Source organism: Kitasatospora sp. NPDC002040, from assembly GCF_040296785.1.
Lineage (GTDB): Bacteria > Actinomycetota > Actinomycetes > Streptomycetales > Streptomycetaceae > Kitasatospora.
Genome location: NZ_JBEOXV010000001.1, coordinates 956,344 through 980,806 on the forward strand (window position 1 = coordinate 956,344; position 24,463 = coordinate 980,806).

Sequence of the window (24,463 nt, forward strand, 5' to 3'; positions counted from 1 at the left end):
GAGCGGAGTACGGGATGATGGCGCCGTGACTCCGTACCCGCTCGCGCTCACCCGCCGGACCGCCCCGATCGGGGCGCTGCTGCGGCACGCCGCCCCCGCGCTGCTGGGATACCTGGCGGTGCGGGCGGTCGGCGTCCTGGTGACCCCGGCCTGGAAGGGCGCCGGTCTGTACCGGCTGAGCACGCTCTGGGACGCGTCCTGGTACCAGAACCTGGCGGCGCACGGCTACGCGGGCACCGCCCCGGTGCCCGGGCCGCACGGGCCGTACGAGGCGTACGCCTTCTTCCCGCTCTACCCCGCGCTGATCCGGGCGGTGGAGGGGCTGACCCCGCTGTCCGTCAACTACGCGGCCCTGCTGGTGGCGTGGGTCGCCTCGCTGGCGGCGGCCTGGGGCATCTTCGCGGTCGCCGACCGGCTCTACGGGCGCCGGGTCGGAGTGCTGGCCGCCGTGCTCTGGGGCGTGCTCCCGTACGCGGTGGTGCAGAGCTCGGCGTACTCCGAGTCGCTGTTCACCGCCCTCGCGGCCTGGACGGTGTACGCGGCGCTGCAGGGCAACTGGATCCGGACCGGAGTGCTCTGCCTGCTCGCCGGGCTGAGCCGGCCGACCGGCATCGCGCTGGCGGCGGCGGTCTCCGCCGTGGCGGCGTGGGAGCTGCTGCGCGGGCGCGGGGGGTGGCGGGCGGCGCTCGGGGCGGTGCTCGCGCCGCTCGGGTTCGTCGGGTACCTCGGCTGGGTCGGGCTGCAGAAGGGCCGCTGGGACGGCTACTTCCGGGTCCAGGACGCCTGGGAGTCGCACTTCGACTTCGGCCGTTCCACCTTCTACTCCTTCAAGGACCTGGTGGCCGAGGGCGACCGGGTCTGGTTCTCCCAGGTCACGGTCGCCGCCGTGCTGATCGCCAGCGTCCTGCTGCTCGCCATCTCGGCGGTCCAGCGGCAGCCCCCGGTGCTGCTGCTCTACAGCGCCGCCATGGTGGTGCTGGCGCTCGGCGACGCCGCGTACTTCAACTCCCGGGCCCGCTTCCTGCTGCCCGCCTTCGGCCTGCTGCTCCCGGTCGCGGCGGGGCTGGGGCGGGTGCGCAAGCAGGCCTCGGTGGTGCTGGTCATCGCGACGGCGGCGGTCTGCTCGGCCTTCTACGGCGGCTACCTGGCCTTCGTCTACCCCGACGCCCCCTGAGCGCGGCGGGATCGGTCCGTTCCCCCCGGAGCTGTCGGTGCGGGCCCATAGACTCGTAGGGCCATGACTAGCCTCTTTGACGACCTTCCGCTCCCCGGCTTCGAGCTTCCGTCCTCGGCCGGGTCGAAGCAGCAGCCGCCCGGTGACGAGCCCCCGTTCGCCGAGGAGGAGCCGCCGCCGTACGACGACGCCCCGTACGACGACGTTCCGTACGCCTACGAGGAGTCGGTGCCGGACGGGCTGTTCCAGACCGACCACGCGGCCGAGGCGGAGCGGGACGCGTTCTACCGCAACGGCGCGGCCCGGACGGTGATCGACCCGGCGCAGCTGCTGGAGGGGATGAACGACCCGCAGCGGCTGGCCGTGGAGCACGCCGGTTCGCCGCTGCTGCTGGTGGCCGGGGCCGGATCGGGGAAGACCCGGGTGCTGACGCACCGGATCGCGTACCTGCTCGGCGCGCGCGGGGTGCAGCCGGGGGAGATCCTGGCGATCACCTTCACCAACAAGGCGGCCGGCGAGATGCGCGAGCGGGTCGAGGCGCTGGTCGGGCCGCGGGCCCGGGCGATGTGGGTGTCGACCTTCCACAGCGCGTGCGTGCGGATCCTGCGCCGGGAGAGCAAGGTGCTCGGCTTCACGTCGAGCTTCTCGATCTACGACTCGGCGGACTCGCAGCGCCTGATGGCCCTGGTCTGCCGCGACCTCGACCTGGACCCGAAGCAGTTCCCGCCGAAGTCGTTCACCGCGAAGATCAGCAACCTGAAGAACGAGCTGATCGACGAGGAGACGTACGCCGACCAGGCGGCCAACCCGATGGAGAAGAAGCTCGCCGAGGCGTACTTCCTCTACCAGCGGCGGCTGCGCGAGGCGAACGCGCTCGACTTCGACGACATCATCATGACCACGGTGAACCTGCTCCAGGCCTTCCCGGCCGTGGCCGAGTACTACCGGCGCCGGTTCCGCCACATCCTGGTCGACGAGTACCAGGACACCAACCACGCCCAGTACATGCTGGTGCGGGAGCTGAGCGGCGGCTCGGTGGCCGCGCAGCCGAAGCGCACGGTCGACGGCGACTACGTGAACCCGGCGGCCGGGCAGCTGTCCGAGCTGCTGCCCGCCGAGCTGTGCGTGGTGGGTGACGCGGACCAGTCGATCTACGCCTTCCGCGGTGCGACCATCCGCAACATCCTCCAGTTCGAGGAGGACTACCCGAACGCGACCACCATCCTGCTGGAGCAGAACTACCGCTCCACCCAGACCATCCTGAGCGCCGCCAACGCGGTGATCGAGCGGAACACCGGCCGCCGGGAGAAGAAGCTCTGGACGGCCGGGGACCACGGCGAGAAGGTGGTCGGCTACGTCGCGGACGACGAGCACGGCGAGGCGCAGTACATCGCTGACGAGATCGACCGGCTGACCGACGCGGGCGACGCCCGGCCCGGCGACGTGGCGATCTTCTACCGGACGAACGCGCAGTCCCGGGTGTTCGAGGAGGTGTTCATCCGGGTCGGCCTGCCGTACAAGGTGGTCGGCGGGGTGCGCTTCTACGAGCGCAAGGAGGTCCGGGACGTGCTCGCGTACCTGCGGGTGCTGTCCAACCCCGAGGACACCGTGCCGCTGCGCCGGATCCTCAACGTGCCCAAGCGCGGGATCGGCGACCGGGCCGAGGCGATGATCGACGCGCTCTCGCAGCGCGAGCGGATCAGCTTCGCGCAGGCGCTGGTGCGGGTGGACGAGGCGTACGGGATGGCCGCGCGCTCGGCCAACGCGGTGCGCAAGTTCAACGAGCTGATGGCCGGGCTGCGGCAGATCGTCGAGTCGGGCGCGGGCCCGGCGGCGGTGCTGGAGGCGGTGCTGGAGGAGACCGGCTACCTGGCCGAGCTGCAGGCCTCGACCGACCCGCAGGACGAGACCCGGGTGGAGAACCTCCAGGAGCTCGCCTCGGTCGCGCTGGAGTACGAGCAGGACCCGGGCGAGCGGCCGGAGGGCGACGACGAGGGCACCCCGCCGGTGGGTTCGCTGGCGGACTTCCTGGAGCGGGTCGCGCTGGTCGCGGACTCGGACCAGATCCCCGACGACGAGGACGGCGCGGGCGTCATCACGATGATGACGCTGCACACCGCGAAGGGCCTGGAGTTCCCGGTGGTGTTCCTGACCGGCATGGAGGACGGGATCTTCCCGCACATGCGGGCACTGAACCAGGTCAAGGAGCTGGAGGAGGAGCGGCGGCTCGCGTACGTCGGGCTGACCCGGGCCCGGCAGCGGCTGTACCTGACCAGGTCGGTGCTGCGCAGCGCGTGGGGGCAGCCCTCGTACAACCCGGCCTCGCGGTTCCTGGAGGAGATCCCGACCGAGCTGGTGGAGTGGAAGCGCACGGGTGCCTCGGCGGTGCCGGTCTCGCGCGGGTTCTCCTCGTCCTCCGGGTCGGGCTCCGGTTACGGCTCCGGCTCCGGCGGCCGGAAGTCGGCCGGTACGGCGGCGAGTTCGCCGAAGGCGGGCTGGGGGCAGTCGGCCCGGCGGGTCACCGAGCGGGAGGCCGTCTCGCTGGCGGTCGGCGACCGGGTCACCCACGACAGCTTCGGGCTCGGCACGGTGGTGGCGACCTCCGGTGTCGGGGACAAGGCGCAGGCGACGGTGGACTTCGGGGCCACCGGGCGCAAGCAGCTGCTGCTGCGGTACGCGCCGGTCGAGAAGCTCTGATCGCTGCTGCGGTGCGGCGGCTGGGCTCTTCGGAGTTCAGCCGCCGAAGATCGCGGTGGGGTCGCCGGTGTACCAGACGTTCTCGATCCGCAGGCGGTGGATGAGCCAGCGGGAGCCGTCCCGGGTCAGCTCGACCGCATAGCGGTTCCTGAGCAGGGCCCGGGTGGAGTGGTCGGCGGAGAGCAGGTGCTGGGCCTCGACGAGCGCGGTCAGCCGGGCGGTGTCGCCGGTCACGGTGATCCGGGGGTTGGTCACCACGTGGCTGGTGTCGACCCGGCCGGTGAACATGCCGAGGATGGTGCCGGTGATCGTCTCGCGCCCGGCCAGCACCGGTGGCTCGGCGCCCCAACGGGCGGCGGCGGGGCGGAAGTCGAGCTCGGCGTCGGGGGTGAAGGAGGACGCGAACAGCTCCTTGTCCTGGAGGTCCTGGCCGAGGCCGAAGCGGAGCAGTGCATCCACGATCTCGGTGCGGTCGCGGAGCTCCCGCAGCAGGTCGCCGGCCTCGGCGGCGGTGGCAGTCAGGGCTCGGTCGGTGGTGACGTACATCGGGGGCTCCTCCGTTCGGCGGTGGTTCCACTCTCGGGCGGGACGCCCGTCCGATCAACGCGCTTCTGCGCAAGGACCGTTGAGCCGGGCTCAACGGTGGGGGAGAGGGAGATGCTGGAGCGGCACGAGCTGGAGGCGTTCCTGACGCTGGCGGAGGAGCTGCACTTCGGCCGCACCGCCGAGCGGATGCGCGTCTCCACGGGGCGGGTCAGTCAGATCATCGGCGCCCTGGAGCGGCGGGTGGGGGCGCTGCTGTTCCGGCGCACCAGCAGGCGGGTGGAGCTGACCGCGATCGGGCGCCGGCTGGAGCAGGACCTGCGGCCCGCCTGGGAGGCGATCGGGGCGGGCCTCGAACGGGCCGTCCGGGCCGGGCGGGGCTTCGACGGGGAGCTGCGGGTCGGCTTCACCGGGACCCCCGGGGGTCAACTGCTGGTGGATGCGGCCGAGTTGTGCCGGGCGCGGCAGCCCGGGTGCGAGGTGGTGATCCGGGAGGTGCAGCCCGCCGATGCGGCGGCCCGGCTGCTGGGCGGTGAGGTCGAGCTGCTGCTCACCTGCCTCCGGCTGGAGGTGGACGGGTTGGCGGCGGGGCCGGTGCTGGTGACCGAGCCGCAGCTGCTGGCGGTGCCGGCCGGGCACCGGCTGGCGGGGCGGGAGTCCGTCCCGGTGGCGGAGCTCGACGGCGTCCGGGTGCTGGATCCGGAGGCGGGCCTGCAGGAGGTGTTGACGTTCGTGGGCGCCGGGCAGGGGGTATGTCCGGTGGGGGCGCACGTCCGCCGCTACCACCCGCGCCCGGACGTCCGGTACGTACGGCTGGACGGTGCCGCGCCGTTGCACTGGCGGCTGCACCGGCGGGCGGACGGCGCCACTGCGCGGGTCCGGCTGTTCGAGGAGGCGCTGCGGGAGCTGCTCGACGGGGTGGCCTGAGCGGCGGCCAGGGGCGGTCGGGGCTGTTGGGGTTGTGATTTTCCCCTCCTCTGGAGAGGGGGGTCCGCCAACCGCCTCCGGGGGCGCTAACCTCCCCTCAGATTGGTTATCGGTCGTTAACCGCGTGCATCCGGCCAGGTCGGTCGCACGCGGCGGGACAGCGTGGTCCAGGAGGCAGTCATGGGTGTGTCAGGGCCGATCCGTGTGGTGGTCGCGAAGCCGGGGCTCGACGGCCACGACCGGGGTGCCAAGGTGATCGCGCGCGCGCTGCGGGACGCCGGCATGGAGGTCATCTACACCGGTCTGCACCAGACCCCCGAGCAGGTCGTCGACACCGCGATCCAGGAGGACGCGGACGGCATCGGCCTGTCGATCCTCTCGGGCGCCCACATGACGCTCTGCGCCCGGGTGATCGAGCTGCTCAAGGAGCGCGACGCGATGGACATCAAGGTCTTCTGCGGCGGGATCATCCCGGAGGACGACATCGTCGAGCTCAAGCGGATCGGCGTCGCGGACATCTTCACCCCCGGCACCCCGACCCGTGACGTGGTCGCCTGGGTCGAGGCGAACCTCCGGGTGGCGGGCTGAGGTTCGGAGCTCCCGAGGTCCGGAGGCTCTGGAGTCCGGGATCAGCCGGCCAGTTCGGCGAGCATGGCGGCCCGGAAGCGGAGCGTCTCGGCGAGCCGGGCCAGGGTGTCGGCCCAGGCCGAGTTCGGAGTCGCGTCGGCGGCCAGGGCGGCGACCGCCGGGGCGGTCCCGGGCGCGAGGGCGCGCTCGGTCATCCCCAGCACGCCGCTGTGGCTCCACGGGTACGCCCCCGAGGCGGCGGCCCGCTCCAGCGCGGCGACGACCGCGGTGCTCAGCGGCGGTGTCCAGGGCGTGGCACAGGAACCGAGCAGTTGGAACGCCTCACCCAGCCCGTTGACCTGGATGAACGCGGCCGTCCAGGCGGCCCGTTCGTCCTCCGGCAGGACGGCGAGCAGCCGGGCCGGGGCGCCGGGGGTGGGGCCGCCCGGTCGGCCGGCGGCGCGTCGGGGCGCCGGGCCGAGCAGGGCCCGGGCCCAGCCGACGTCCCGCTGACGGACCGCCGCGCGGGCCCAGGCCTCGTGCAGGTCCTCGGTCCAGTCGGGCCCGTCGGGGTCGGTGTCGGCGACCGGGAGCCGGAGCAACTGCTCCGGAGCGAGCCCGGATTCCGTCGTCCAGACCGTGAGCGGGGCGGCGGCGATCACCTCGCCGAACCACCAGGCGCGTTGGCCCCGGCCGGTGGGGGACTTGGGCGGTATCCCGTCGCGCTGCATCCCGGCGTCGCACTCGACCGGCGGGCTGACGGCGAGTCGGGCGGTGCGGCCGGCCCCGTCCAGCTGCACGGCGGACCGGGCGCGCTCCGCCATTCGGGCGGCCAGGGCCGACTCCGGCAGGGTCGAGAGCAGCTCGGCCGCAGTGGCCCGGACGTTCTTGCTCCGGTCGCCGAGCGCGGCCTCCAGGAAGCTCTCGTCGGCGGCTGACAGGCCCTCGTGCAGGGCGTCCAGGAAGAGCAGCCGGTCCTCGGCCCGCTCGGTGGACCAGGTACCGGCCAGCAGCTCCAGCGCCGTGGGCGAGCCGCTCCGCCGCAGCCGGGAGATCAGGGTGACCCGCTCGGCGAACAGGCCCTCCTGCCAGAGCAGTCGGTCGGACTCGACCGACTCGGAGGCTCCGCCGACCGGGTGCTCGACGGCGGTGCGGTGGACGTACTTCCAGTCCGGGTTCTGCCGGGCGAGCCAGCGGCCGAGCGGACCGGCCAGCGCGACCACGTCGGGGCGCAGCTCGCTGCGGGCCCGGGCGGTGTCCAGCAGGGCGGGCACGGCGGCGGCCGGGGCCCGGTAGTCGTACCGGCGGGCGGCGGCGAGCCACTGCGGGAGCAGCTCGCCCAGATTCGCGGTGCCGGTGTGGTGGCCGCCCAGCAGCACGGTCAGGCGCCGGCCGGCGGCGGCCGGGAGCTCGGGGCGGGAGTCGGCGGCGGCCGGGGCGGGTGGCTCGACCGCCGGCTCCGGCCTGGCCCCGGCCCGGCGGCGGACCGTCTCCAGGGCGGCCAGGTCGAGCAGGGCGGTGGCCGGGTCGGACCGGTCCACCTCGGCGGCCGGGCCGTCCGGGGCGGGCGGCAGCGGGCGGCGGTCGGTGCCGAGCAGGGCGGTGGTGTGCAGCTCCTGCCAGGTGTCGGTGGTCATCGGGACTCCATGCAGTCAGGGCACACGATTCGGACGGGACGGGACGAGCCCGGGGAACGGCGAGGGCGGGCTCAGGAGCGTTCAAGTCGCTGCTGCGATCGGGCAGTTCCGTCCTGGCCGGCGCCGGACGGGGGCTCAGGTGAGGGGCGTGGCGCGGCCGTCGGCGGACCAGGCGGTGACCGGGGCGAAGCCGCGGTGGCCGGACTCGCCGAAGACGGTGAGCGGATGGCCGGCCGAGACGGCGGCGAGACGCCAGAGCGCGGGCTCGGGGCAGCTGCCGGTGCGGACGGCCAGGCTGTGCTGCCCGTCCGTCAGGCGCCAGCCGTCGCTGCCGAGGACGGGCACCACACCGGTGAGCACGGTCGGCCAGGACTCCACCCAGGGGTCCTCGGCGACCGCCCGGCCGTACTCGGCCACGGCCTCCCCGGGCGTCACGCCGTCCGGGACCGAGGCGTCGGGCTCCGGCCCGCCGTAGCGGGGGCCGAGCACGGCCCGCAGCGGCCGGGCGCCGGGGTGGAAGGCGAGCTCGGCCTCCAGCAACTGGCCCACGGGCAGGGCGAGGTCGGGGGCCCGGCCGGGACCGCCGAAGGCGAGCAGCAGGGCGGGACGGCCGGTCTTGGCGCCCCGGAGCCAGATCCGGCGGGTGGTGAGCCGGTCGTCCGCGGTGTCGCGGGAGCCGAGCACGAGCCAGCGGTCCCGGACGGTCGGGCCGGCCAGCAGCTCGGCGGTGTCGGCGGGGACGCCGACCCGGCTGCGGACGGTGGCGGCGAGCTCCTCGGGCAGCCGGTCGGCCCGGCCGACCGCGCCGGCGAGCAGGTGCAGCAGGGCGTACTCGGCCAGCCGCTCCTGGGCCGGCAGGTAGTCCAACTCGCGGACCTGGGCGGCGAGTCGGGGTGCCTGGGCGTCGACCATCCGGGCGGCCACCTCCTCCCACCCGCCGGGGGCCTCGTCGGCCAGGCCGTGCCGGACCCGGTCGGCCAGCCGGAGCCGCAGCTCGGCCGCACCGGCCGCGATCCGGGTGGAGCGGCGGGCCGCGCGGCGGGCGGCGGCGACCGGATCGACCGGAGCGGTGGGGGCGGCCGCCCTGCGGACCGCGGTCTGCTGACGGATGCTCAGCCACTCGGCGGCCCAGTCGGGCGGCTCGGTGGCGGTGAGGGCCAGCAGGTCGCCGCTCCAGAGCAGCAGCAGGCCCAGGGCGTGCTTGCACGGGAACTTCCGGCTGGGGCACGTGCACGAGTAGGCGGGCGTGGTGAGCTCGACGACCGTCCGGTACGGCGTGCTCCCGCTGCCCTTGCACAGGCCCCAGAGCGCGCCCCCGCCCTGGCCGGTGCCGGACCAGGGGGTGGGTGCGGACAGCTTGCCCGCGGCCTTGCGGGACGGTTGGTCGGGGGCGAGGGACAGGACGTGCTCGGTGCTCCAGCGTTCCTCCATGCCGCTGACGCTAGGAGCAGGCACTGACAACGGAGCGGTCCGTTCACTCGAACTGATGATCTGTCACGGCCGGGCCCCGGATTGTCGGTGCCGGGGTGCATGGTGGTTCTCGCAGCCCGGGAACGTGTGTCCGAACCGGGGCCTGTCCGCACTGGTAAGACGCCTGCGCCCAGTCACCCACGACCTCTCCGTCCCCTGCCACAGCTCTGCCCTGCGGCTGATCCGAAGGAGCCCTGATGACCACTCGCACGAGTGCCCCCGAGACCGGCGAGGTGCTCCGCGAGCACGCCGAGGACGCCTTCGCCGCCGAGCTCGCCGCACTGGCCGCGCAGGACGACCGGCCGCGCCCCGAGCGCTGGCTGCTCTCGCCCTGGGCGGTGGCCACCTACCTGCTGGGCGGCACGCTGCCCGACGGCACCGTGATCACGCCCAAGTACGTCGGCCCGCGCCGGATCGTCGAGGTCGCCGTCACCACCCTCGCCACCGACCGCGCGCTGCTCCTGCTCGGCGTCCCCGGCACCGCGAAGACCTGGGTCTCCGAGCACCTCGCGGCCGCCGTCAGCGGCGACTCGACCCTGCTGGTGCAGGGCACCGCGGGCACCCCCGAGGAGGCGGTCCGGTACGGGTGGAACTACGCCCAGCTGCTGGCCAACGGCCCCAGCCGGGCCGCCCTGGTGCCGTCCCCAATCATGCGGGCGATGGCGGACGGGCAGATCGCCCGGGTCGAGGAGCTCACCCGGATCCCGGCCGACGTCCAGGACAGCCTGATCACCATCCTCTCCGAGAAGACCCTGCCGATCCCCGAGCTGGGGCTGGAGACGCAGGCGGTGCGCGGGTTCAACCTGATCGCCACCGCCAACGACCGGGACCGGGGGGTGAACGAGCTCTCCAGCGCGCTGCGCCGCCGGTTCAACACCGTGGTGCTCCCGCTGCCGGCCTCGCTGGAGGAGGAGGTCGACATCGTCACCCGCCGGGTCGGCCAGCTCGGCCGCTCGCTCGACCTGCCGGCCCTGCCCGAGGGCGCGGCGGAGATCCGCCGGGTGGTCACCGTCTTCCGCGAGCTGCGGGACGGCGTCACCACCGACGGCCGGACGAAGGTCAAGACGCCCAGTGGCACCCTCTCCACCGCCGAGGCGATATCGGTGGTCACCAACGGCCTCGCCCTGGCCGCCCACTTCGGCGACGGCGTGCTCCGCGCGAGCGACGTGGTCTCCGGCGTCGCGGGCGCGGTCCTGCGCGACCCGGCCACCGACCGGGTGGTCTGGCAGGAGTACGTCGAGGGCGTGCTCCGCGAGCGGGACGGCTGGAAGGACTTCTACCGCGCCAGTCGGGACGACTCCCGCTGACCGCACCACGGTTGACGCGCAGGCAGTACGAGGACTCGTTCGAGGGGAGCACGGCATGAGCGGCGCAGCGGTGACGTTGCTGGGCATCCGGCACCACGGCCCCGGCTCGGCCCGGGCGGTGGCCGCCGCACTGGAGCACCTGCAGCCGGACGCGGTGCTGATCGAGGGCCCGCCGGAGGCCGACGCCCTGGTCGGGCTGGCGGCGGAGCCGGGCATGGTGCCGCCGGTCGCCCTGCTGGCACACGCGGTGGACGACCCGGCGCAGGCGGCCTTCTGGCCGTTCGCGGCCTTCTCCCCGGAGTGGGTGGCGATCCGTCACGCGACCGACCGGGGCGTTCCGGTCCGGTTCATCGACCTGCCGGCGGCGTACGGCCTGGCGCAGGGTCAGGGTGCGGAAGTGCCGGGGGGCACTTCCGCACCCGAAGGGCCGACCGCCGGGTCCGGGTCCGGGCCCGACCCGATCGGGCAGCTGGCCGCAGCGGCCGGTCACACCGACTCCGAGGCCTGGTGGGAGGACGTGGTCGAGCACCGGGCCCCGTCCACCGACCCGGGGGCCGACGCGCTGGCCCCGTTCGTCGCCGTCGCCGAGGCGATGACGGCCCTGCGCGAGCAGGGCACCACCGGCCCCCGGGACGAGCTGCGCGAGGCGTACATGCGGCAGGCGGTGCGGGCGGCCCGCCGGGCCGGCCACGCCCGGATCGCGGTGGTCTGCGGTGCCTGGCACGTCCCGGCGCTGAGCGCCGGGACGACGGTCGCGCACGACCGGGCGCTGCTGGCCGGGCTGCCGAAGAAGGTCAGGACCGAGATCACCTGGGTGCCCTGGACGCACCGCAGGCTCTCCCAGCACACCGGCTACGGCGCGGGGATCGACTCGCCCGGCTGGTACCACCACCTGTTCACCAACGGCGCTGCGGGGGCGGGGGGTTCGCGCGGGCTGGCGCACTGGATGACCAGGGTCGCGGAGCTGCTCCGGGCCGAGGACCACCCGGTCTCCTCCGCGCACGTGATCGAGGCGGTCCGGCTGGCCGAGACGCTGGCGGCGATGCGCGGCCGGCCGCTGGCCGGGCTGGCCGAGACGCTGGACGCGGTCCGGTCCGTGATGTGCGACGGCTCGGACGTCGCGCTCGCCCTGGTCCGGGACAGGCTGGTGGTCGGCGACGCGCTCGGCGAGGTCCCCGAGTCCGCACCGACGGTGCCGCTCCAGCGGGATCTGACCCGGCTTCAGCGCAGTCTGCGGCTCAAGCCCGAGCCGGAGCCGCGCGAGCTCGTCCTCGACCTGCGCAAGGAGAACGACGCCGCCCGTTCGCTGCTGCTGCACCGGCTCCGGCTGCTCGGCGTGGACTGGGGCAGCCCGGCCCGCTCGACCGTCAACTCGACCGGCACCTTCCGGGAGAGCTGGCGGCTGCGCTGGCAGCCGGAGTTCGCGGTCCGGATCGCGGTGGCGGCCCAGTGGGGCACCACGGTCGAGTCCGCCGCCACCGGCCGGGCGGTCGAGCAGGCCGCCCGGGCGACGGCGCTGCCGCAGCTCACCGAGCTGGTGGAGCACTGCCTGCTGGCCGGGCTGCCCGCGGCGCTGCCCGCCGTGATGCGGGCGCTGGCCGACCGGGCCGCCCTCGACACCGATGTGGTCCAGCTCGCCGAGGCGCTCCCGGCCCTGGTCCGGGCGCTGCGGTACGGCGACGTCCGGGGCACCGACAGCGCCGCCCTGGAGGGCGTGGCCCACGGCCTGGCCGACCGGATCTGCGTCGGCCTGCCGCCCGCCTGCGTCGGGTTGGACGCGGAGCGGGCGGGCGTCCTGCGCGGCCACCTGGACAGCGTGCACACCGCCATCGGCCTGCTGGAGACGGACGGGCCGGCAGCAGCGGGCGAGGGAGAGGACGGGCCGGCGGCAGCGGGAGAGGACGGGCCGACGGAGGGGACAGCGCCGTCCGACTCGCTCGGCGGGCGCTGGGCCGCCACGCTGCGCTCGCTGGCCCGGCGTCAGCCCCCGGCCGCGGCGGGCACCGGCATCCCCGGGCTGCTCCGCGGCCGGGCGACCAGGCTGCTGCTGGACGGCGGGCGGATCGACTCCGCAGAGGCCGGGCAGCGGCTCGGCCTGGTCCTGTCGCACGCCAACCACCCGGCGGACACGGCGGGCTGGGTGGAGGGCTTCCTGGCCGGCAGCGGCGTCCTGCTGCTGCACGATCCGGCCCTGCTCGGCCTGCTCGACCGCTGGCTGAGCGGGGTGCCCGCAGAGGTGTTCACCGACGTCCTGCCCCTGCTCAGGCGGACGTTCTCGGCGCTGGAGGCGGGCGTCCGCCGCACCGTCGGCGAGCGGGTCGCCGCCGGCCCGCTGGACGGCACCGCACCCGGCCCCCGCCCCGGCTCGGCGGCCGTCGAGCCGGACGTCGAGCGGGCCGACGCCGCACTGCCGGTGCTCGCCCTGCTGCTCGGCCTGGGCGGGGCTCCCGCCCCCGCCGGCTCCACCGCCACCACCACCCGTGCCCGGATCCCCCGTCAGACCGACCGCAGGAGCGCCGGATGACCACCACTCAGTTCCCCACCGGCACCGACCCGCTCGACCAGGAGCGGCTGCGCCGCTGGCGACTGGTGCTCGGCGGCGAGTCCGACGGCACCGGCTGCACCCTGGCCGGCCGGGACGCCGCGATGGACGGCGCCCTGGCCGCGCTCTACCGCTCCGCCGACCCGGCCGCGCCGTCCGGCCGGTCCGGCAGCTCCCGGTCCGCCGGGCTCGGCGGCTCCGCCCCGCAGGTGGCCCGCTGGCTGGGGGACATCCGGGAGTACTTCCCGACCTCGGTGGTCCAGGTGATGCAGCAGGACGCGATCACCCGGCTCGGGCTGGAGCGCCTGCTGCTGGAGCCGGAGATGCTGGAGGCCGTCGAGCCGGACGTGCACCTGGTCGGCACCCTGCTCTCGCTCCGGCACGCCCTGCCCGAGACCACCAGGGAGACCGCCCGGGCGGTGGTCGGCAAGGTGGTCGCCGACCTGGAGCGCAGGCTCGCCGACCGGACCAGGGCGACCCTGGGCGGGGCGCTCGACCGCAGCGCCAGGGTCAGCCGCCCCCGCCACCAGGACATCGACTGGGGCCGCACCATCCGGGCCAACCTGACCAACTACCTCCCCGAGTACCGCACCGTGGTGCCCGAGCGGCTGGTCGGCTACGCCCGGGCGCAGCGCGCCGTGAAGAAGGAGGTGATCCTCTGCGTCGACCAGTCGGGCTCGATGGCCCCCTCGGTGGTGCACTCGGCGGTGTTCGGCGCGGTGCTGGCCTCGATGAAGAGCCTCTCCACCCGGCTGGTGGTCTTCGACACGTCGGTGGTGGACCTGACCGAGCAGCTCACCGACCCGGTGGACGTTCTGTTCGCCACCCAGCTGGGTGGCGGCACCGACATCAACCGGGCGCTGGCGTACTGCCAGTCCCGGATCACCCGCCCGGCGGACACCGTGGTGGTGCTGATCAGTGACCTCTACGAGGGCGGCATCCGGGACGAGATGCTCAAGCGGGTCGCGGCGATGAAGGCCTCGGGCGTGCAGTTCGTCGCGCTGCTCGCGCTCTCCGACGAGGGGGCGCCGGCCTACGACCACGCGCACGCCGCCGCGCTGGCCGCCCTCGGTGCGCCTGCCTTCGCCTGCACCCCGGACGCCTTCCCGGAGATCATGGCCGCCGCGATCGAGCGCCGTCCGCTGCCGGTCCCCGAGGGCTGACGGTCCGGCAGTGCGGTGCGTACTCGAAGGAGGGAAGCCGGGGAGCTGACGGAGTGTTGGGGCGGATTCACCCGGACGTGCGACGCGCGGAGCAGGGCGCCGGCGACCTCACCGCCGCCGCACACCGGGGGTGAGCTGGGCGGGCGGCGCGCCCGGGGAGACCCGTTGTGACGGTTCTCACCAAAGCCGAGCGGGCCCCGGGCGAAACACTCCCGTCGTCCGGGGATAACCTGCCACACGGACGTGACGCGCGTGTTGGTTGACGTGTGCGCCCGTGGCTGTGTGGGCCGCAAGGCCGTATCTCTGCGTACCCGCCCAGCCTCGACGACCCGCAGCGAAGATCCTGCCGTGGCACGCTCGTAGAGACACAATCCGCGACCACGAACAAGGACGAACACACGTGGACCTGTTCGAGTACCAGGCGAGGGACCTCTTCGCCAAGCACGGTGTGCCCGTGCTTGACGGGGATGTCATCGAGACCCCCGAAGCAGCTCGCGCCATCGCCGAGCGTTTCGGCGGACGCGCCGTCGTCAAGGCTCAGGTGAAGGTCGGTGGCCGTGGCAAGGCCGGTGGCGTCAAGCTCGCCGCCGACCCCGCCGACGCCGTCGCCAAGGCCGAGGCGATCCTCGGTATGGACATCAAGGGCCACACCGTCAACAAGGTGATGCTGGCTCAGACGGCGGACATCAAGGAGGAGTACTACGTCTCCTTCCTGCTGGACCGCACCAACCGCACCTTCCTGGCCATGGCCAGCGTCGAGGGCGGCGTGGAGATCGAGGTCGTCGCCGAGGAGAACCCCGACGCGCTCGCCAAGATCGCCGTCGACGCCAACGAGGGCTGCACCCCGGAGAAGGCCGCCGAGATCGTCGCCGCGGCCAAGTTCCCGGCCGAGATCGCCGACCAGGTCGCCGACGTGCTGGTGAAGCTCTGGAAGGTCTTCATCGCCGAGGACGCGCTCCTCGTCGAGGTCAACCCGCTGATCAAGTCCGGTGACGGCAAGATCATCGCGCTCGACGGCAAGGTCTCGCTGGACGAGAACGCCGAGTTCCGCCAGCCGCACCACGCCGAGCTCGAGGACAAGGCCGCCGCCAACCCGCTCGAGGCGGCGGCGAAGGCCAAGGGCCTCAACTACGTCAAGCTCGACGGCCAGGTCGGCATCATCGGCAACGGCGCGGGCCTCGTCATGAGCACCCTCGACGTGGTCGCCTACGCCGGTGAGAACCACGGTGGCGTCAAGCCCGCCAACTTCCTCGACATCGGTGGCGGCGCCTCCGCCGAGGTGATGGCGAACGGCCTGGAGATCATCCTGGGCGACGCCGACGTCAAGTCGGTCTTCGTCAACGTCTTCGGTGGCATCACCGCGTGCGACGCGGTCGCCAACGGCATCGTGCAGGCGCTCGCGCTGCTCGAGCAGAAGGGCGAGGCGGTCACCAAGCCGCTCGTCGTCCGCCTCGACGGCAACAACGCCGAGCTGGGTCGTCAGATCCTGACCGACGCCAACCACCCGCTCGTCGAGCAGGTGGACACCATGGACGGTGCGGCCGACCGCGCCGCCGAGCTGGCCAACAAGTAAGGAAGAGGACTTAATCATGGCTATCTTCCTCACCAAGGACAGCAAGGTCATCGTCCAGGGCATGACCGGCTCCGAGGGTATGAAGCACACCCGCCGGATGCTCGCCTCGGGCACCCAGATCGTCGGTGGCGTGAACCCGCGCAAGGCCGGCACCTCCGTGGACGTCGATGGCACCGATGTGCCCGTCTTCGGCTCGGTCGCCGAGGCCATCGAGAAGACCGGTGCCGATGTCACCGTCATCTTCGTGCCGCCGAAGTTCACCAAGGACGCCGTCGTCGAGGCGATCGACGCCGAGATCGGCCTCGCGGTCGTCATCACCGAGGGTGTCCCGGTCCACGACTCGGCCGCCTTCTGGGCGTACGCCGGTGCCAAGGGCAACAAGACCCGGATCATCGGCCCGAACTGCCCCGGCCTGATCTCCCCCGGACAGTCCAACGCGGGCATCATCCCGGCGGACATCACCACCACCGGTCCGATCGGCCTGGTCTCCAAGTCGGGCACCCTGACCTACCAGCTCATGTACGAGCTGCGTGACCTCGGCTTCTCCTCGGCCGTGGGCATCGGTGGCGACCCGGTCATCGGCACCACGCACATCGACGCCCTCGCGGCGTTCGAGGCGGACCCGGAGACCAAGATCATCGTGATGATCGGCGAGATCGGCGGCGACGCCGAGGAGCGTGCGGCGGCCTACATCGCCGAGCACGTCACCAAGCCGGTCGTCGGCTACGTCGCGGGCTTCACCGCCCCGGAGGGCAAGACCATGGGCCACGCCGGCGCCATCGTCTCGGGCTCCTCGGGCACCGCCCAGGCGAAGAAGGAGGCCCTCGAGGCCGCCGGCGTCAAGGTCGGCAAGACGCCGTCCGAGACCGCCCGCCTGGCCCGTGAGCTGATCGCCAACTAAGGCTCGGCATTCGCGTCTGAGGCCCCTCACCCGCTTGCGGGTGAGGGGCCTCAGACGTTCCGTCAGGTCTCAACGGAACGGCAGCTCCAGCGGGAGCGCCGCCACCGCACCAGCCGCACCCGGTACCCCCGGGCAGAGCCGCAGCCCGGAGCAGGGCGCGGCCGGCACCGCGACCGGCAGCGGGGGGAGCCGCGGTGCCACCGGTGCCGGGCGTGCGGCCGCCGGCCGGAGTGCCTCGACCACCGGTCGGGCGGCTCCGGCTGCGGCGGTGGCTGCGGCCGGGACGGGAACCGGAGCGGGCCCGTGCGGCACCGGCTTTCCCGGGGTCGGACCGCACCAGTGGCTGCGCAGCCCCGGCCAGGCCGCCGCACCCGGCGCGGCCGGCCCGGCACTGCCGCTGTCGGCGGCCGAGCAGACCTGCCCCGGGCCGAGGCCGGGCGGGCGGAACAGCTCTGACGGGCCGTTACCGGCCAGGGTGGCCGCGATCGCCGCCGTCATCGCCAGCGTGAGCGCCCCGGCGGCCGCGGCGGCCAGCCCGGCCCTGGTTCGGCCGCGGGCCTTGAGCAGCCGCGCCGAGGGTGGCCGGGGTGCCGGGCAGCCGTGCACCGCAGCCTGGTGCAGCAGCGCGCCGAGCCGGGCGCCGAAGCCGGGTTCGGCCGGGTCGGCTCCGACCAGGTCGGGGACCGACCGGGCCAGCGCCGCCCGGGCGGTGAGGACCCGTCCGGCGGCCGCGGCAGTGGTGGACTGCACCTCGGCGGCCACCTGCTCCGCCGGGAGGCCGAGCGCGTCGTGCAGCACCAGGGCACGGCGCTGCGGCCGGGTGAGCCGCTTCAGCGCCTTCAGCAGGTCCCGGTCCCGTGGTGTCAGCCGGTCCTGTTCCGGGTCCTGCCCCGGACCCGGCGGCCGGTCGGGGAGGGGGTGCACCTGGATGCGGCGGTGCGGCAGCTGCCGGAGGTGGGACCGGCGCGGTCCGCCCCGGTGCCAGAACGCCTGGGCCGTCTCGAACGCGTACTCCCGGGCCCAGCCCTCCGGATCGGGCAGCGCGGAGACCTCGGGCCAGCGGCGTCCGGCGGCGGAGAGCGCCAGGCGTACGGCGTGCACGGCGCGGTGGCGGCAGGCGGTGAGCAGGAAGGTCTGCTGCACCAGGCGGGTGTGGGCGCGGGTGCAGAGTTCGTCGAAGCTCTCGGGACGGGGTTCGGCGGCCACCGCCGTCTCAGCGGTCACCGCCTCGGCGACGGGTGCGGGTGCCACCTCGGCCACGGCGGAAGCTGCCGGGGCAGTCAGGGCGACGGCCTCCGCGCGGCTGCGGACGCCGAGCTTCCGCATCGCCCGGTGCAGGTGGGTGCGGGCGGTGCCGGGCGAGATGCCCAGCTGTGCGGCGATCTCCCCGGTGTCCAGGCCGGTCGCCAGCAGGGCCAGTGCCTGGGCCTCGCGCGGGGTCAGCAGCCGGAGCAGCCGGGCGGGATCGGCGTGCGGGCGCGCGGGCGCCGGCGAGGTCACCGGATCGCCCGGGGCAGGCGGGCTGAAAGTAGGCACATAAGCAGATAATCCGGGACACGGCGGAGCTTCGCCTCTTCACGGGGCACAACGGGTGATCTTGGGAGCATGAGGCCCATGACTCAGCTGATGGGCCGTCCGATCCTGGGCCTGCCGGGCGAACTGGGAGTCCGCCCGTTCCTCGCCGACCTGCTCGCCGGTGTCCGGGCCGCGCTGCTCACCCTGGCGGTGATCGCCGTCCCGGTCCTCGCCCTCTGGGTGCTCACCCCGTACGCGGACGACACCGCCGCCGGGGCCGGGCGGCTGGCCTGCGCGCTCTGGCTGTTGGGCCACGGCGCCCCGCTGACCAGGGGCGCGACCGGTGCGCCGGTGACGCTGACCCCGCTGCTGCTCACCGTGGTCACCACCGTGCTGCTGTTCCGCACCGGCCGCCGGCTCGGAGGGCGTGAACGCCTCTACTGGCGCGCACCGTTGGCCGTGTGCGCCGGGTATCTTGCGGTCGCGCTGGCGGCCGTCGCCGAGTGCTCCGGCGCGGGCGCCCTGCGGGCCGCCCCGGTGCTCGACCTGCTCGTGGTCGCGCTGGTGGTGACCGGTTCGGTCGGCGCGGGGCTCTGGTCGGCGCTCGGGGTGCGCCCCGCGCTGCCCGGGCAGTGGACGGCCCGGGTGCCGGACTGGGCCAGGCCCGCCGGTGGTGCCCCGGTGGTGGGACGGGCGGCCGCGGCCGGCGGCTTCGGCCTGGTGGCGGCGGGCGGTGCGGTGTTCGCGGTCACCGCGGTGCTCGGCCTGGACGCGGTCGGCCGGTCGGTGGCGGGTCTGGGCGGCGGTGCGGCCGCGGTCGGCGGGCTGGCGCTGGCCTGTCTGCTGCTGGTGCCCAACGCCGTGCTCTGGGCGGCCTCGTACGCCCTCGGCCCCGGGTTCCGGGTCGGCAGCGGCACGGTGGTGGCGCCGACCGGGGCCCGGGTCGGCCCGGTGCCGGACTTCCCGCTGTTCGCGCTGCTGCCGGAGACCGGCGGGGCGCCCTGGTGGCCGGTGGCCTGCGTGCTGCCGCTGCTGGCGGGGCTGGTCCCGGCGGTGCTGATCGGCCGGGCGGCGGCCGGGGCCCGCTGGCACCCGGTGGCCACCGCCCTGGCGGCGCTGGGCGGTTCGGTGCTGACCGGGCTCGGCGCGGGTGTCTGCGCCTGGGCGGCCGGGGGAGCGCTGGCCGGGGGCAGGATGGCCGAGCTCGGGCCGGTGCCGTGGACGGCGGGCCCGGCGGCGGCGGTCTGGCTCGCCCTGGTCGGGGTGCCGGGAGCGCTGCTGGTCCGCTGGTGGGTGGTCCCGCCGCGCTGGTGGACCTCCCTGACCGGCCCGGCCGGTCTGCGCGGCCTGACCGGCCGTCACCTCGGCCGGGCCCGCCGGGCCGTCCACCAGGGGCTGGTGTTCGCGGCGGACCGGCTGCCGCCCCGGCGGAGGGACGGTTGACCGGCGGTCAGCGGTCCTGGCTGTACAGGTTGACCAGGAAGTCCGGGGCGTTGTCGCAGCTGTCCCGGGCCTGGGTGGTGAGGGCCTCGCTGACGCAGGTCACGTAGTCCTGGTAGTAGAGCGTGATGCCGAGCGAGGCGAGCACGAACAGGACGGTCACCCCGCCGGTGACCAGCCCGCCGATCGCGGCCGGGGTCTGCGGCCGGACCGGCTGCGGGCCGGGCTGGGCCGAGCCGCCGGTGCCGGTGCCCGCGTTCGGCCGGGGCGAGCGGAGCGCGCTGATCCCCCAGTACGCGGCCAGCGCACCGAGCAGCAGCGCCACGTACGGGATGCCGAGCACCACGCAGAACAGGCCGCCCATGCCCGCGCTCAGCGCGTACCGCGAGCGGCGCTGGACCGGGTCGTTCGGGTCGAACTTCGGGGCGGCGGGCGGCGGCTGCGGCGACCAGCCGCCCTGGTAGCCCGGGCTCCACGGGTGCGGCGGCGGCACCTGCGGCCGGTCGCCCCCCTCGCCCGGTGCCCCTGACGTGCCGTCGGCGGAGCCGTCGGGCTGCTGGTCGGCGGGCGGCTGCTGCGGGGTACGCGGCTGCCAGGGCTGGTCGGGGGCATCCGCCGGCGGCGGCGCGAAGGGGTTGCGCTCGCCGGTGTTGTCTCCGCTGCTCATCGGTCAGCCAATCCTTCGTCGGTGGTCGGGCCTGCTCAATGATCCCGCAGGGGTGTACGAGAGTCACACGGGTATGGCGAACCCGCCGTACGTGGCGCCCCGGGCGCTCCGGTGTGGCCCGCGCCTCAACTACGCGCGTAGCGTTGCCATCAGGTGACAGGAGCCCTCCGACCAGCCGTTATCGTGGTGACGGTCAGCAGTTCGGAGCAGCCCCGCCGCCTCCCGACTCGACCTGGCGCCGCCCGTAGTGGCCCCACCGACGGTGGACGTACCAGCGGGCGCAAGACGTACGGAGAGTCCCGCAGTGGCCGCCGCTTCCGCCCAGCCCGCTCACACCCAGGTCTTTGCGCCGCGTACCCCGGGCCCGGCCCGGCTGGTGGTGCTGGTCTCCGGCTCGGGCACCAATCTGCAGGCCCTGATCGACACCGTCGCGGACCCGGCCTTCGGGGCGGAGATCGTCGCCGTGGGTGCGGATCGGGACGCCATCGCCGGACTGGAACGGGCCGAGCTGGCCGGGCTGCCGACCTTCGTGCACCGGATCAAGGACCACGCCGACCGCGCCGCCTGGGACACCGCGCTGACCGCCTCGGTCGCCGGGTACCGGCCCGACCTGGTGGTCACCGCCGGGTTCATGAAGATCCTCGGCCCGGAGTTCATCGCCGCCTTCGCCGGACGGATCGTCAACACCCACCCCGCCCTGCTGCCCGCCTTCCCCGGCGCGCACGGCGTGGCCGACGCACTGGCGTACGGGGTGAAGGTGACCGGCTGCACCGTCCACCTGGTGGACGGCGGTGTGGACACCGGTCCGATCATCGCCCAGGGTGTGGTCGCCGTCGAGGAGGCCGACCACGCCGACGGCGGCGCCGCGCTGCACGAGCGCATCAAGACTGTCGAGCGCCAGTTGCTCGTCGACGTCGTGGGCCGACTGGCTCGCGAGGGTCACCGCATCGAGGACCGAAAGGTATGGATTCCGGCATGAGTGCCAGCTCCACCACGCCCCCCGTCTCGGAAAATGTCCGCCCGATCCGCCGCGCGCTGATCAGCGTGTACGACAAGACCGGTCTGGAGGAGCTGGCCCAGGGCCTGCACGCCGCCGGGGTCACCATCGTCTCCACCGGCTCCACCGCCGGTCGGATCGCCGCCGCCGGGGTCCCGGTCACCGAGGTCTCCGAGCTGACCGGCTTCCCGGAGTGCCTGGACGGGCGGGTGAAGACGCTGCACCCGCGCGTGCACGCCGGTGTGCTGGCCGACCTGCGGCTGGAGTCGCACCGCGCGCAGCTGGCCGAGCTGGAGATCGAGCCCTTCGACCTGGTGGTGGTGAACCTCTACCCCTTCACCGCCACGGTCGCCTCCGGCGCCACCCCGGACGAGTGCGTCGAGCAGATCGACATCGGCGGCCCGTCGATGGTCCGCGCGGCGGCCAAGAACCACCCGTCGGTCGCCGTCGTGGTCGACCCGGCCCGCTACGCGGACGTGCTGACGGCGGTTCAGGGCGGCGGCTTCGACCTGATCACCCGCAAGCGGCTGGCCGGCGCGGCGTTCGCGCACACCGCCGCGTACGACGTGGCGGTCGCCTCCTGGTTCGAGGGCTCCGGCTACACCGAGAACACCGAGGCCTTCCCGGCCTTCCTCGGTGCCACCTACGAGCGCGAGAACGTGCTCCGCTACGGCGAGAACCCGCACCAGCAGGCGGCGCTCTACACCGACGGCACCGGTGGCCTGGCGGGCGCCGAGCAGCTGCACGGCAAGGAGATGTCGTACAACAACTACGTGGACACCGACGCCGCCCGCCGGGCCGCGTACGACCACGCGGACCCGGCCGTCGCGATCATCAAGCACGCCAACCCGTGCGGCATCGCCACCGGTGCGGACGTGGCCGAGGCGCACCGCAAGGCGCACGCCTGTGACCCGCTCTCCGCGTTCGGCGGCGTGATCGCGGTGAACCGCGCGGTCACCGTCGAGCTGGCCGAGCAGATCGCCGAGATCTTCACCGAGGTCGTGGTGGCCCCGGCGTTCGAGGACGGCGCGGTCGAGGTGCTGGCCCGGAAGAAGAACATCCGGGTGCTGCGCGCCCCCGAGGCCCCGGCCAACCGGGTCGAGGTCCGCCCGATCTCCGGCGGCGCACTGCTGCAGCAGGTCGACCGGGTGGACGCGGCCGGTGACGACCCGTCGACCTGGACCCTGGCCACCGGTGACGCGCTCTCCGAGGCCGAGCTGGCCGAGCTGTCCTTCGCCTGGCGGGCCTGCCGGGCCGTCAAGTCCAACGCCATCCTGCTGGCCAAGGGCGGTGCCTCGGTCGGCGTCGGCATGGGCCAGGTCAACCGGGTCGACTCGGCCAAGCTCGCGGTCGAGCGGGCCGGCGAGCGGGCCCAGGGCTCGTACGCCGCCTCGGACGCGTTCTTCCCGTTCCCCGACGGCCTCCAGGTGCTGCTCGACGGCGGCGTCAAGGCCGTGGTGCAGCCGGGCGGTTCGGTCCGGGACGACGAGGTGGTCGCGGCGGCGAAGGCGGCCGGCGTGACGATGTACCTGACCGGGACCCGGCACTTCTTCCACTGACCGGTGCACGGTGACCGCGGCCGGCGACGGCCCCGGTGACGACGGATGCCCCGCACACCACCAGGTGTGCGGGGCATCTGCCGTGCGGTCAGTTGGACTTGACGACCACGGTGCCGACGATCTTGTCCGAGAGCGTCTGCTTCTTGGCGTCCCAGAGCGGCCACAGGAAGCCGAGGCAGCAGACCAACTCGTCGACGATGTGGCAGAGCTGGCGGACGAAGGCCATGCCGAAGCCGATCGGCTGGCCGTCGGTCTCCCGGACCACCCGGATGTTGACCATCTTGCGGCCGGGGGTCTGACCGGTCTTGCCGACCTGGTAGATCAGCCAGAAGCCGCCGAGCACGCCGATCAGCCAGCCGAGGCCGGCCAGCGCCAGGCCGGCGCCGGAGAAGCCGCCGCCGGTGCAGGCCGAGGCGGCGTAGCGGCTGGTGGTGCAGACCGGGGCCTCGTAGCCGACCGCGAAGCCGATGCCGTAGAAGATGCTCGCCGGGATGCCGATGATCAGGCCGTCGACCAGCGTGGCGGCGACCCGGGAGCCCCAGCTCGCGTAGAAGTTCTGCACCTGGCCGCCGTGGCCGTAGCCCTGCTGCGGCGGGATGCCGTAGCCCTGCGGAGGCTGCTGCGGGTAGCCGTAGCCGGGGGCACCCTGCGGCGGCGGGGCCTGCTGCGGGTAGCCGTAACCCGGGGCGCCCTGCGGCGGGCCCTGCTGCGGGTAGCCGTAGCCGGGGGCACCCTGCGGCGGGCCCTGCGGCGGCTGCGGGGGCTTGTTGTACGGGTTGTTCGGGTCGGGCGGGTAGCTCATCAGTGCCTCCGGGCAGGATGGTGAGGTGGTGGGACTGGGCAGGAAGACCCTGGGACGGACAGGCAGTTGAGGTGCCGACCGGTGGGACATTAGCGGAACGCGGTGACACCGCGAAGGTCAGTTGTCGTCAGAAAGCGTCAGGCTCAGGGCAGTACGACACCGAAGCGGTGCAACTGCCAGAGCCAGGACACCGTTAATGCAGTGCCGATCACGACATTCCGGTGCAGATTGGACAGTTGCCACCACCAGCGCCCCGGTCCGAGCGGCGCGACCAGCAGGCCGAGCCCGACCAGCACGGTCACCGGGTTGGCCAGCAGCGCGGCGCCGAACGCACCGTGGCCGGCCTCGATGAAGACTGTGGTGCTCCCGCAGCCGGGGCAGGGCATGCCGGTGAACCGGCGCAACGGGCAGAGCGCGCCGGGGTCGTGCACGTCGTGCAGTGCCGCGACGGTCAGCGCGACCACCGCCGCACCGGCCCCGCGCAGCACCATCCGCAGCGCGCCGCCCAGTGGCGTTCCGGCCGTGCTCGTCCAGCGAGCCGTCAACTCGTGCTTCACGGCAGGTGGTTCTCGGCGGTCGTCTCGTAGAGGACCACTGCGGCGATACCGATCAGCAGGCCGAGGACGGACAGCACCAGGCCGCCGATCGCCTGGGTCCGGCCGACGCCGGTGCGCTGCGCCCTGGCCAGGCCGGCCACGCCGAGACCCAGGCCGACCGGCGCGAGCAGCGCGCCGTAGAAGCAGACCAGGACGCTCAGGAAGCCCAGCACCATCGAGGCGACGGCCAGGTTGTTCGGCACCGGGGCCGGCTGGACCGGCTGCGGGTAGCCGTACCCGGGCTGCTGGTACTGGGGCGCGGCGTACGGCGGCTGTGCCGGTTGCGGCGGCGGCCCGTACGACCCGTACGGATCGGGCGGCGGCTGTTGGTACGGATTGCTCACTGTTCTTCGGTCCCCCCGAGCTCTGTTCTCCCCCGTGCTGCT

20 protein-coding genes are annotated in these 24,463 nt (G+C 74.1%); 12 read left to right on the forward strand and 8 right to left on the reverse strand.

What is annotated here, in order from left to right:
- The first annotated feature begins 25 nt into the window (after positions 1-25).
- Both ABT118_RS04665 and pcrA read left to right on the forward strand, forming a co-directional pair.
- Complete coding sequence (locus ABT118_RS04665) at positions 26-1,174, forward strand: putative hexosyltransferase (protein WP_350644855.1); 1,149 nt, start codon at positions 26-28, stop codon at positions 1,172-1,174.
- A 63-nt stretch (positions 1,175-1,237) separates the two neighbouring features.
- Positions 1,238-3,871, forward strand: coding sequence for a DNA helicase PcrA (gene pcrA / locus ABT118_RS04670; RefSeq protein ID WP_350644856.1), 2,634 nt, complete (start codon positions 1,238-1,240; stop codon positions 3,869-3,871).
- Positions 3,872-3,907: 36 nt separating this feature from the next.
- Here the strand turns inward: pcrA and ABT118_RS04675 are convergent, their stop codons facing one another.
- Positions 3,908-4,417, reverse strand: coding sequence for a nuclear transport factor 2 family protein (locus tag ABT118_RS04675; protein ID WP_350644857.1), 510 nt, complete (start codon positions 4,415-4,417; stop codon positions 3,908-3,910).
- 111 nt (positions 4,418-4,528) lie between these two features.
- Here ABT118_RS04675 and ABT118_RS04680 point away from each other — a divergent pair, with 111 nt between their 5' ends.
- Together ABT118_RS04680 and icmB are read left to right on the forward strand one after the other, a co-directional pair.
- Positions 4,529-5,341, forward strand: coding sequence for a LysR family transcriptional regulator (locus ABT118_RS04680; protein WP_350644858.1), 813 nt, complete (start codon positions 4,529-4,531; stop codon positions 5,339-5,341).
- A gap of 180 nt (positions 5,342-5,521) precedes the next feature.
- Positions 5,522-5,929, forward strand: a complete 408-nt coding sequence (gene icmB, locus ABT118_RS04685) for a coenzyme B12-dependent isobutyryl CoA mutase small subunit (protein WP_350644859.1) — start codon at positions 5,522-5,524, stop codon at positions 5,927-5,929.
- Positions 5,930-5,970: 41 nt separating this feature from the next.
- On the opposite strand, the gene ABT118_RS04690 is transcribed toward icmB, so the two are convergent.
- Both ABT118_RS04690 and ABT118_RS04695 read right to left on the reverse strand, forming a co-directional pair.
- Entirely contained in the window at positions 5,971-7,545 is a 1,575-nt protein-coding gene (locus ABT118_RS04690; RefSeq protein ID WP_350644860.1) for a DUF5691 domain-containing protein, read from the reverse strand.
- Between the two features lie 135 nt (positions 7,546-7,680).
- Positions 7,681-8,976, reverse strand: a complete 1,296-nt coding sequence (locus tag ABT118_RS04695; RefSeq protein ID WP_350644861.1) for an SWIM zinc finger family protein — start codon at positions 8,974-8,976, stop codon at positions 7,681-7,683.
- A 236-nt stretch (positions 8,977-9,212) separates the two neighbouring features.
- Here ABT118_RS04695 and ABT118_RS04700 point away from each other — a divergent pair, with 236 nt between their 5' ends.
- From ABT118_RS04700 to sucD, 5 genes are all read left to right on the forward strand, one after another.
- Positions 9,213-10,322, forward strand: a complete 1,110-nt coding sequence (locus ABT118_RS04700) for an ATP-binding protein (RefSeq protein ID WP_350644862.1) — start codon at positions 9,213-9,215, stop codon at positions 10,320-10,322.
- Between the two features lie 55 nt (positions 10,323-10,377).
- Entirely contained in the window at positions 10,378-12,846 is a 2,469-nt protein-coding gene (locus ABT118_RS04705; RefSeq protein WP_350644863.1) for a DUF5682 family protein, read from the forward strand.
- Positions 12,843-14,027 (forward strand): VWA domain-containing protein, encoded by a 1,185-nt coding sequence (locus tag ABT118_RS04710; protein ID WP_350644864.1) that lies wholly within the window; start codon positions 12,843-12,845, stop codon positions 14,025-14,027. The genes ABT118_RS04705 and ABT118_RS04710 overlap by 4 nt, the downstream gene beginning before the upstream one ends.
- Before the next feature lie 400 nt (positions 14,028-14,427).
- Entirely contained in the window at positions 14,428-15,600 is a 1,173-nt protein-coding gene (gene sucC, locus ABT118_RS04715; protein ID WP_350644865.1) for an ADP-forming succinate--CoA ligase subunit beta, read from the forward strand.
- Positions 15,601-15,616: 16 nt separating this feature from the next.
- A complete protein-coding gene (gene sucD / locus ABT118_RS04720; protein WP_350644866.1) occupies positions 15,617-16,501 on the forward strand; it encodes a succinate--CoA ligase subunit alpha in 885 nt (294 codons plus the stop codon).
- Positions 16,502-16,570: 69 nt separating this feature from the next.
- Here the strand turns inward: sucD and ABT118_RS04725 are convergent, their stop codons facing one another.
- On the reverse strand, positions 16,571-18,037 hold the full coding sequence (locus ABT118_RS04725) for a sigma factor-like helix-turn-helix DNA-binding protein (RefSeq protein ID WP_350644867.1): 1,467 nt from the start codon (positions 18,035-18,037) through the stop codon (positions 16,571-16,573).
- A gap of 78 nt (positions 18,038-18,115) precedes the next feature.
- On the opposite strand from ABT118_RS04725, the gene ABT118_RS04730 reads away from it, so the two are divergent.
- A complete protein-coding gene (locus ABT118_RS04730) occupies positions 18,116-19,459 on the forward strand; it encodes a cell division protein PerM (protein ID WP_350644868.1) in 1,344 nt (447 codons plus the stop codon).
- A 7-nt stretch (positions 19,460-19,466) separates the two neighbouring features.
- On the opposite strand, the gene ABT118_RS04735 is transcribed toward ABT118_RS04730, so the two are convergent.
- Positions 19,467-20,123 carry a hypothetical protein gene (locus ABT118_RS04735; RefSeq protein ID WP_350644869.1) on the reverse strand — a complete coding sequence of 219 codons (657 nt, stop codon included), beginning with the start codon at positions 20,121-20,123 and terminating at the stop codon, positions 19,467-19,469.
- Positions 20,124-20,427: 304 nt separating this feature from the next.
- Here ABT118_RS04735 and purN point away from each other — a divergent pair, with 304 nt between their 5' ends.
- Positions 20,428-21,102, forward strand: a complete 675-nt coding sequence (gene purN / locus ABT118_RS04740) for a phosphoribosylglycinamide formyltransferase (protein WP_350644870.1) — start codon at positions 20,428-20,430, stop codon at positions 21,100-21,102.
- A complete protein-coding gene (gene purH, locus ABT118_RS04745; RefSeq protein WP_350644871.1) occupies positions 21,099-22,679 on the forward strand; it encodes a bifunctional phosphoribosylaminoimidazolecarboxamide formyltransferase/IMP cyclohydrolase in 1,581 nt (526 codons plus the stop codon). The genes purN and purH overlap by 4 nt, the downstream gene beginning before the upstream one ends.
- Before the next feature lie 88 nt (positions 22,680-22,767).
- On the opposite strand, the gene ABT118_RS04750 is transcribed toward purH, so the two are convergent.
- From ABT118_RS04750 to ABT118_RS04760, 3 genes are all read right to left on the reverse strand, one after another.
- Positions 22,768-23,481, reverse strand: a complete 714-nt coding sequence (locus tag ABT118_RS04750) for an RDD family protein (RefSeq protein ID WP_350644872.1) — start codon at positions 23,479-23,481, stop codon at positions 22,768-22,770.
- 143 nt (positions 23,482-23,624) lie between these two features.
- Complete coding sequence (locus ABT118_RS04755; RefSeq protein WP_350644873.1) at positions 23,625-24,038, reverse strand: DUF2752 domain-containing protein; 414 nt, start codon at positions 24,036-24,038, stop codon at positions 23,625-23,627.
- A complete protein-coding gene (locus ABT118_RS04760; protein WP_350644874.1) occupies positions 24,035-24,421 on the reverse strand; it encodes a hypothetical protein in 387 nt (128 codons plus the stop codon). Before ABT118_RS04760 ends, ABT118_RS04755 begins: the two co-directional genes overlap by 4 nt.
- Between the last annotated feature and the right edge of the window lie 42 nt (positions 24,422-24,463).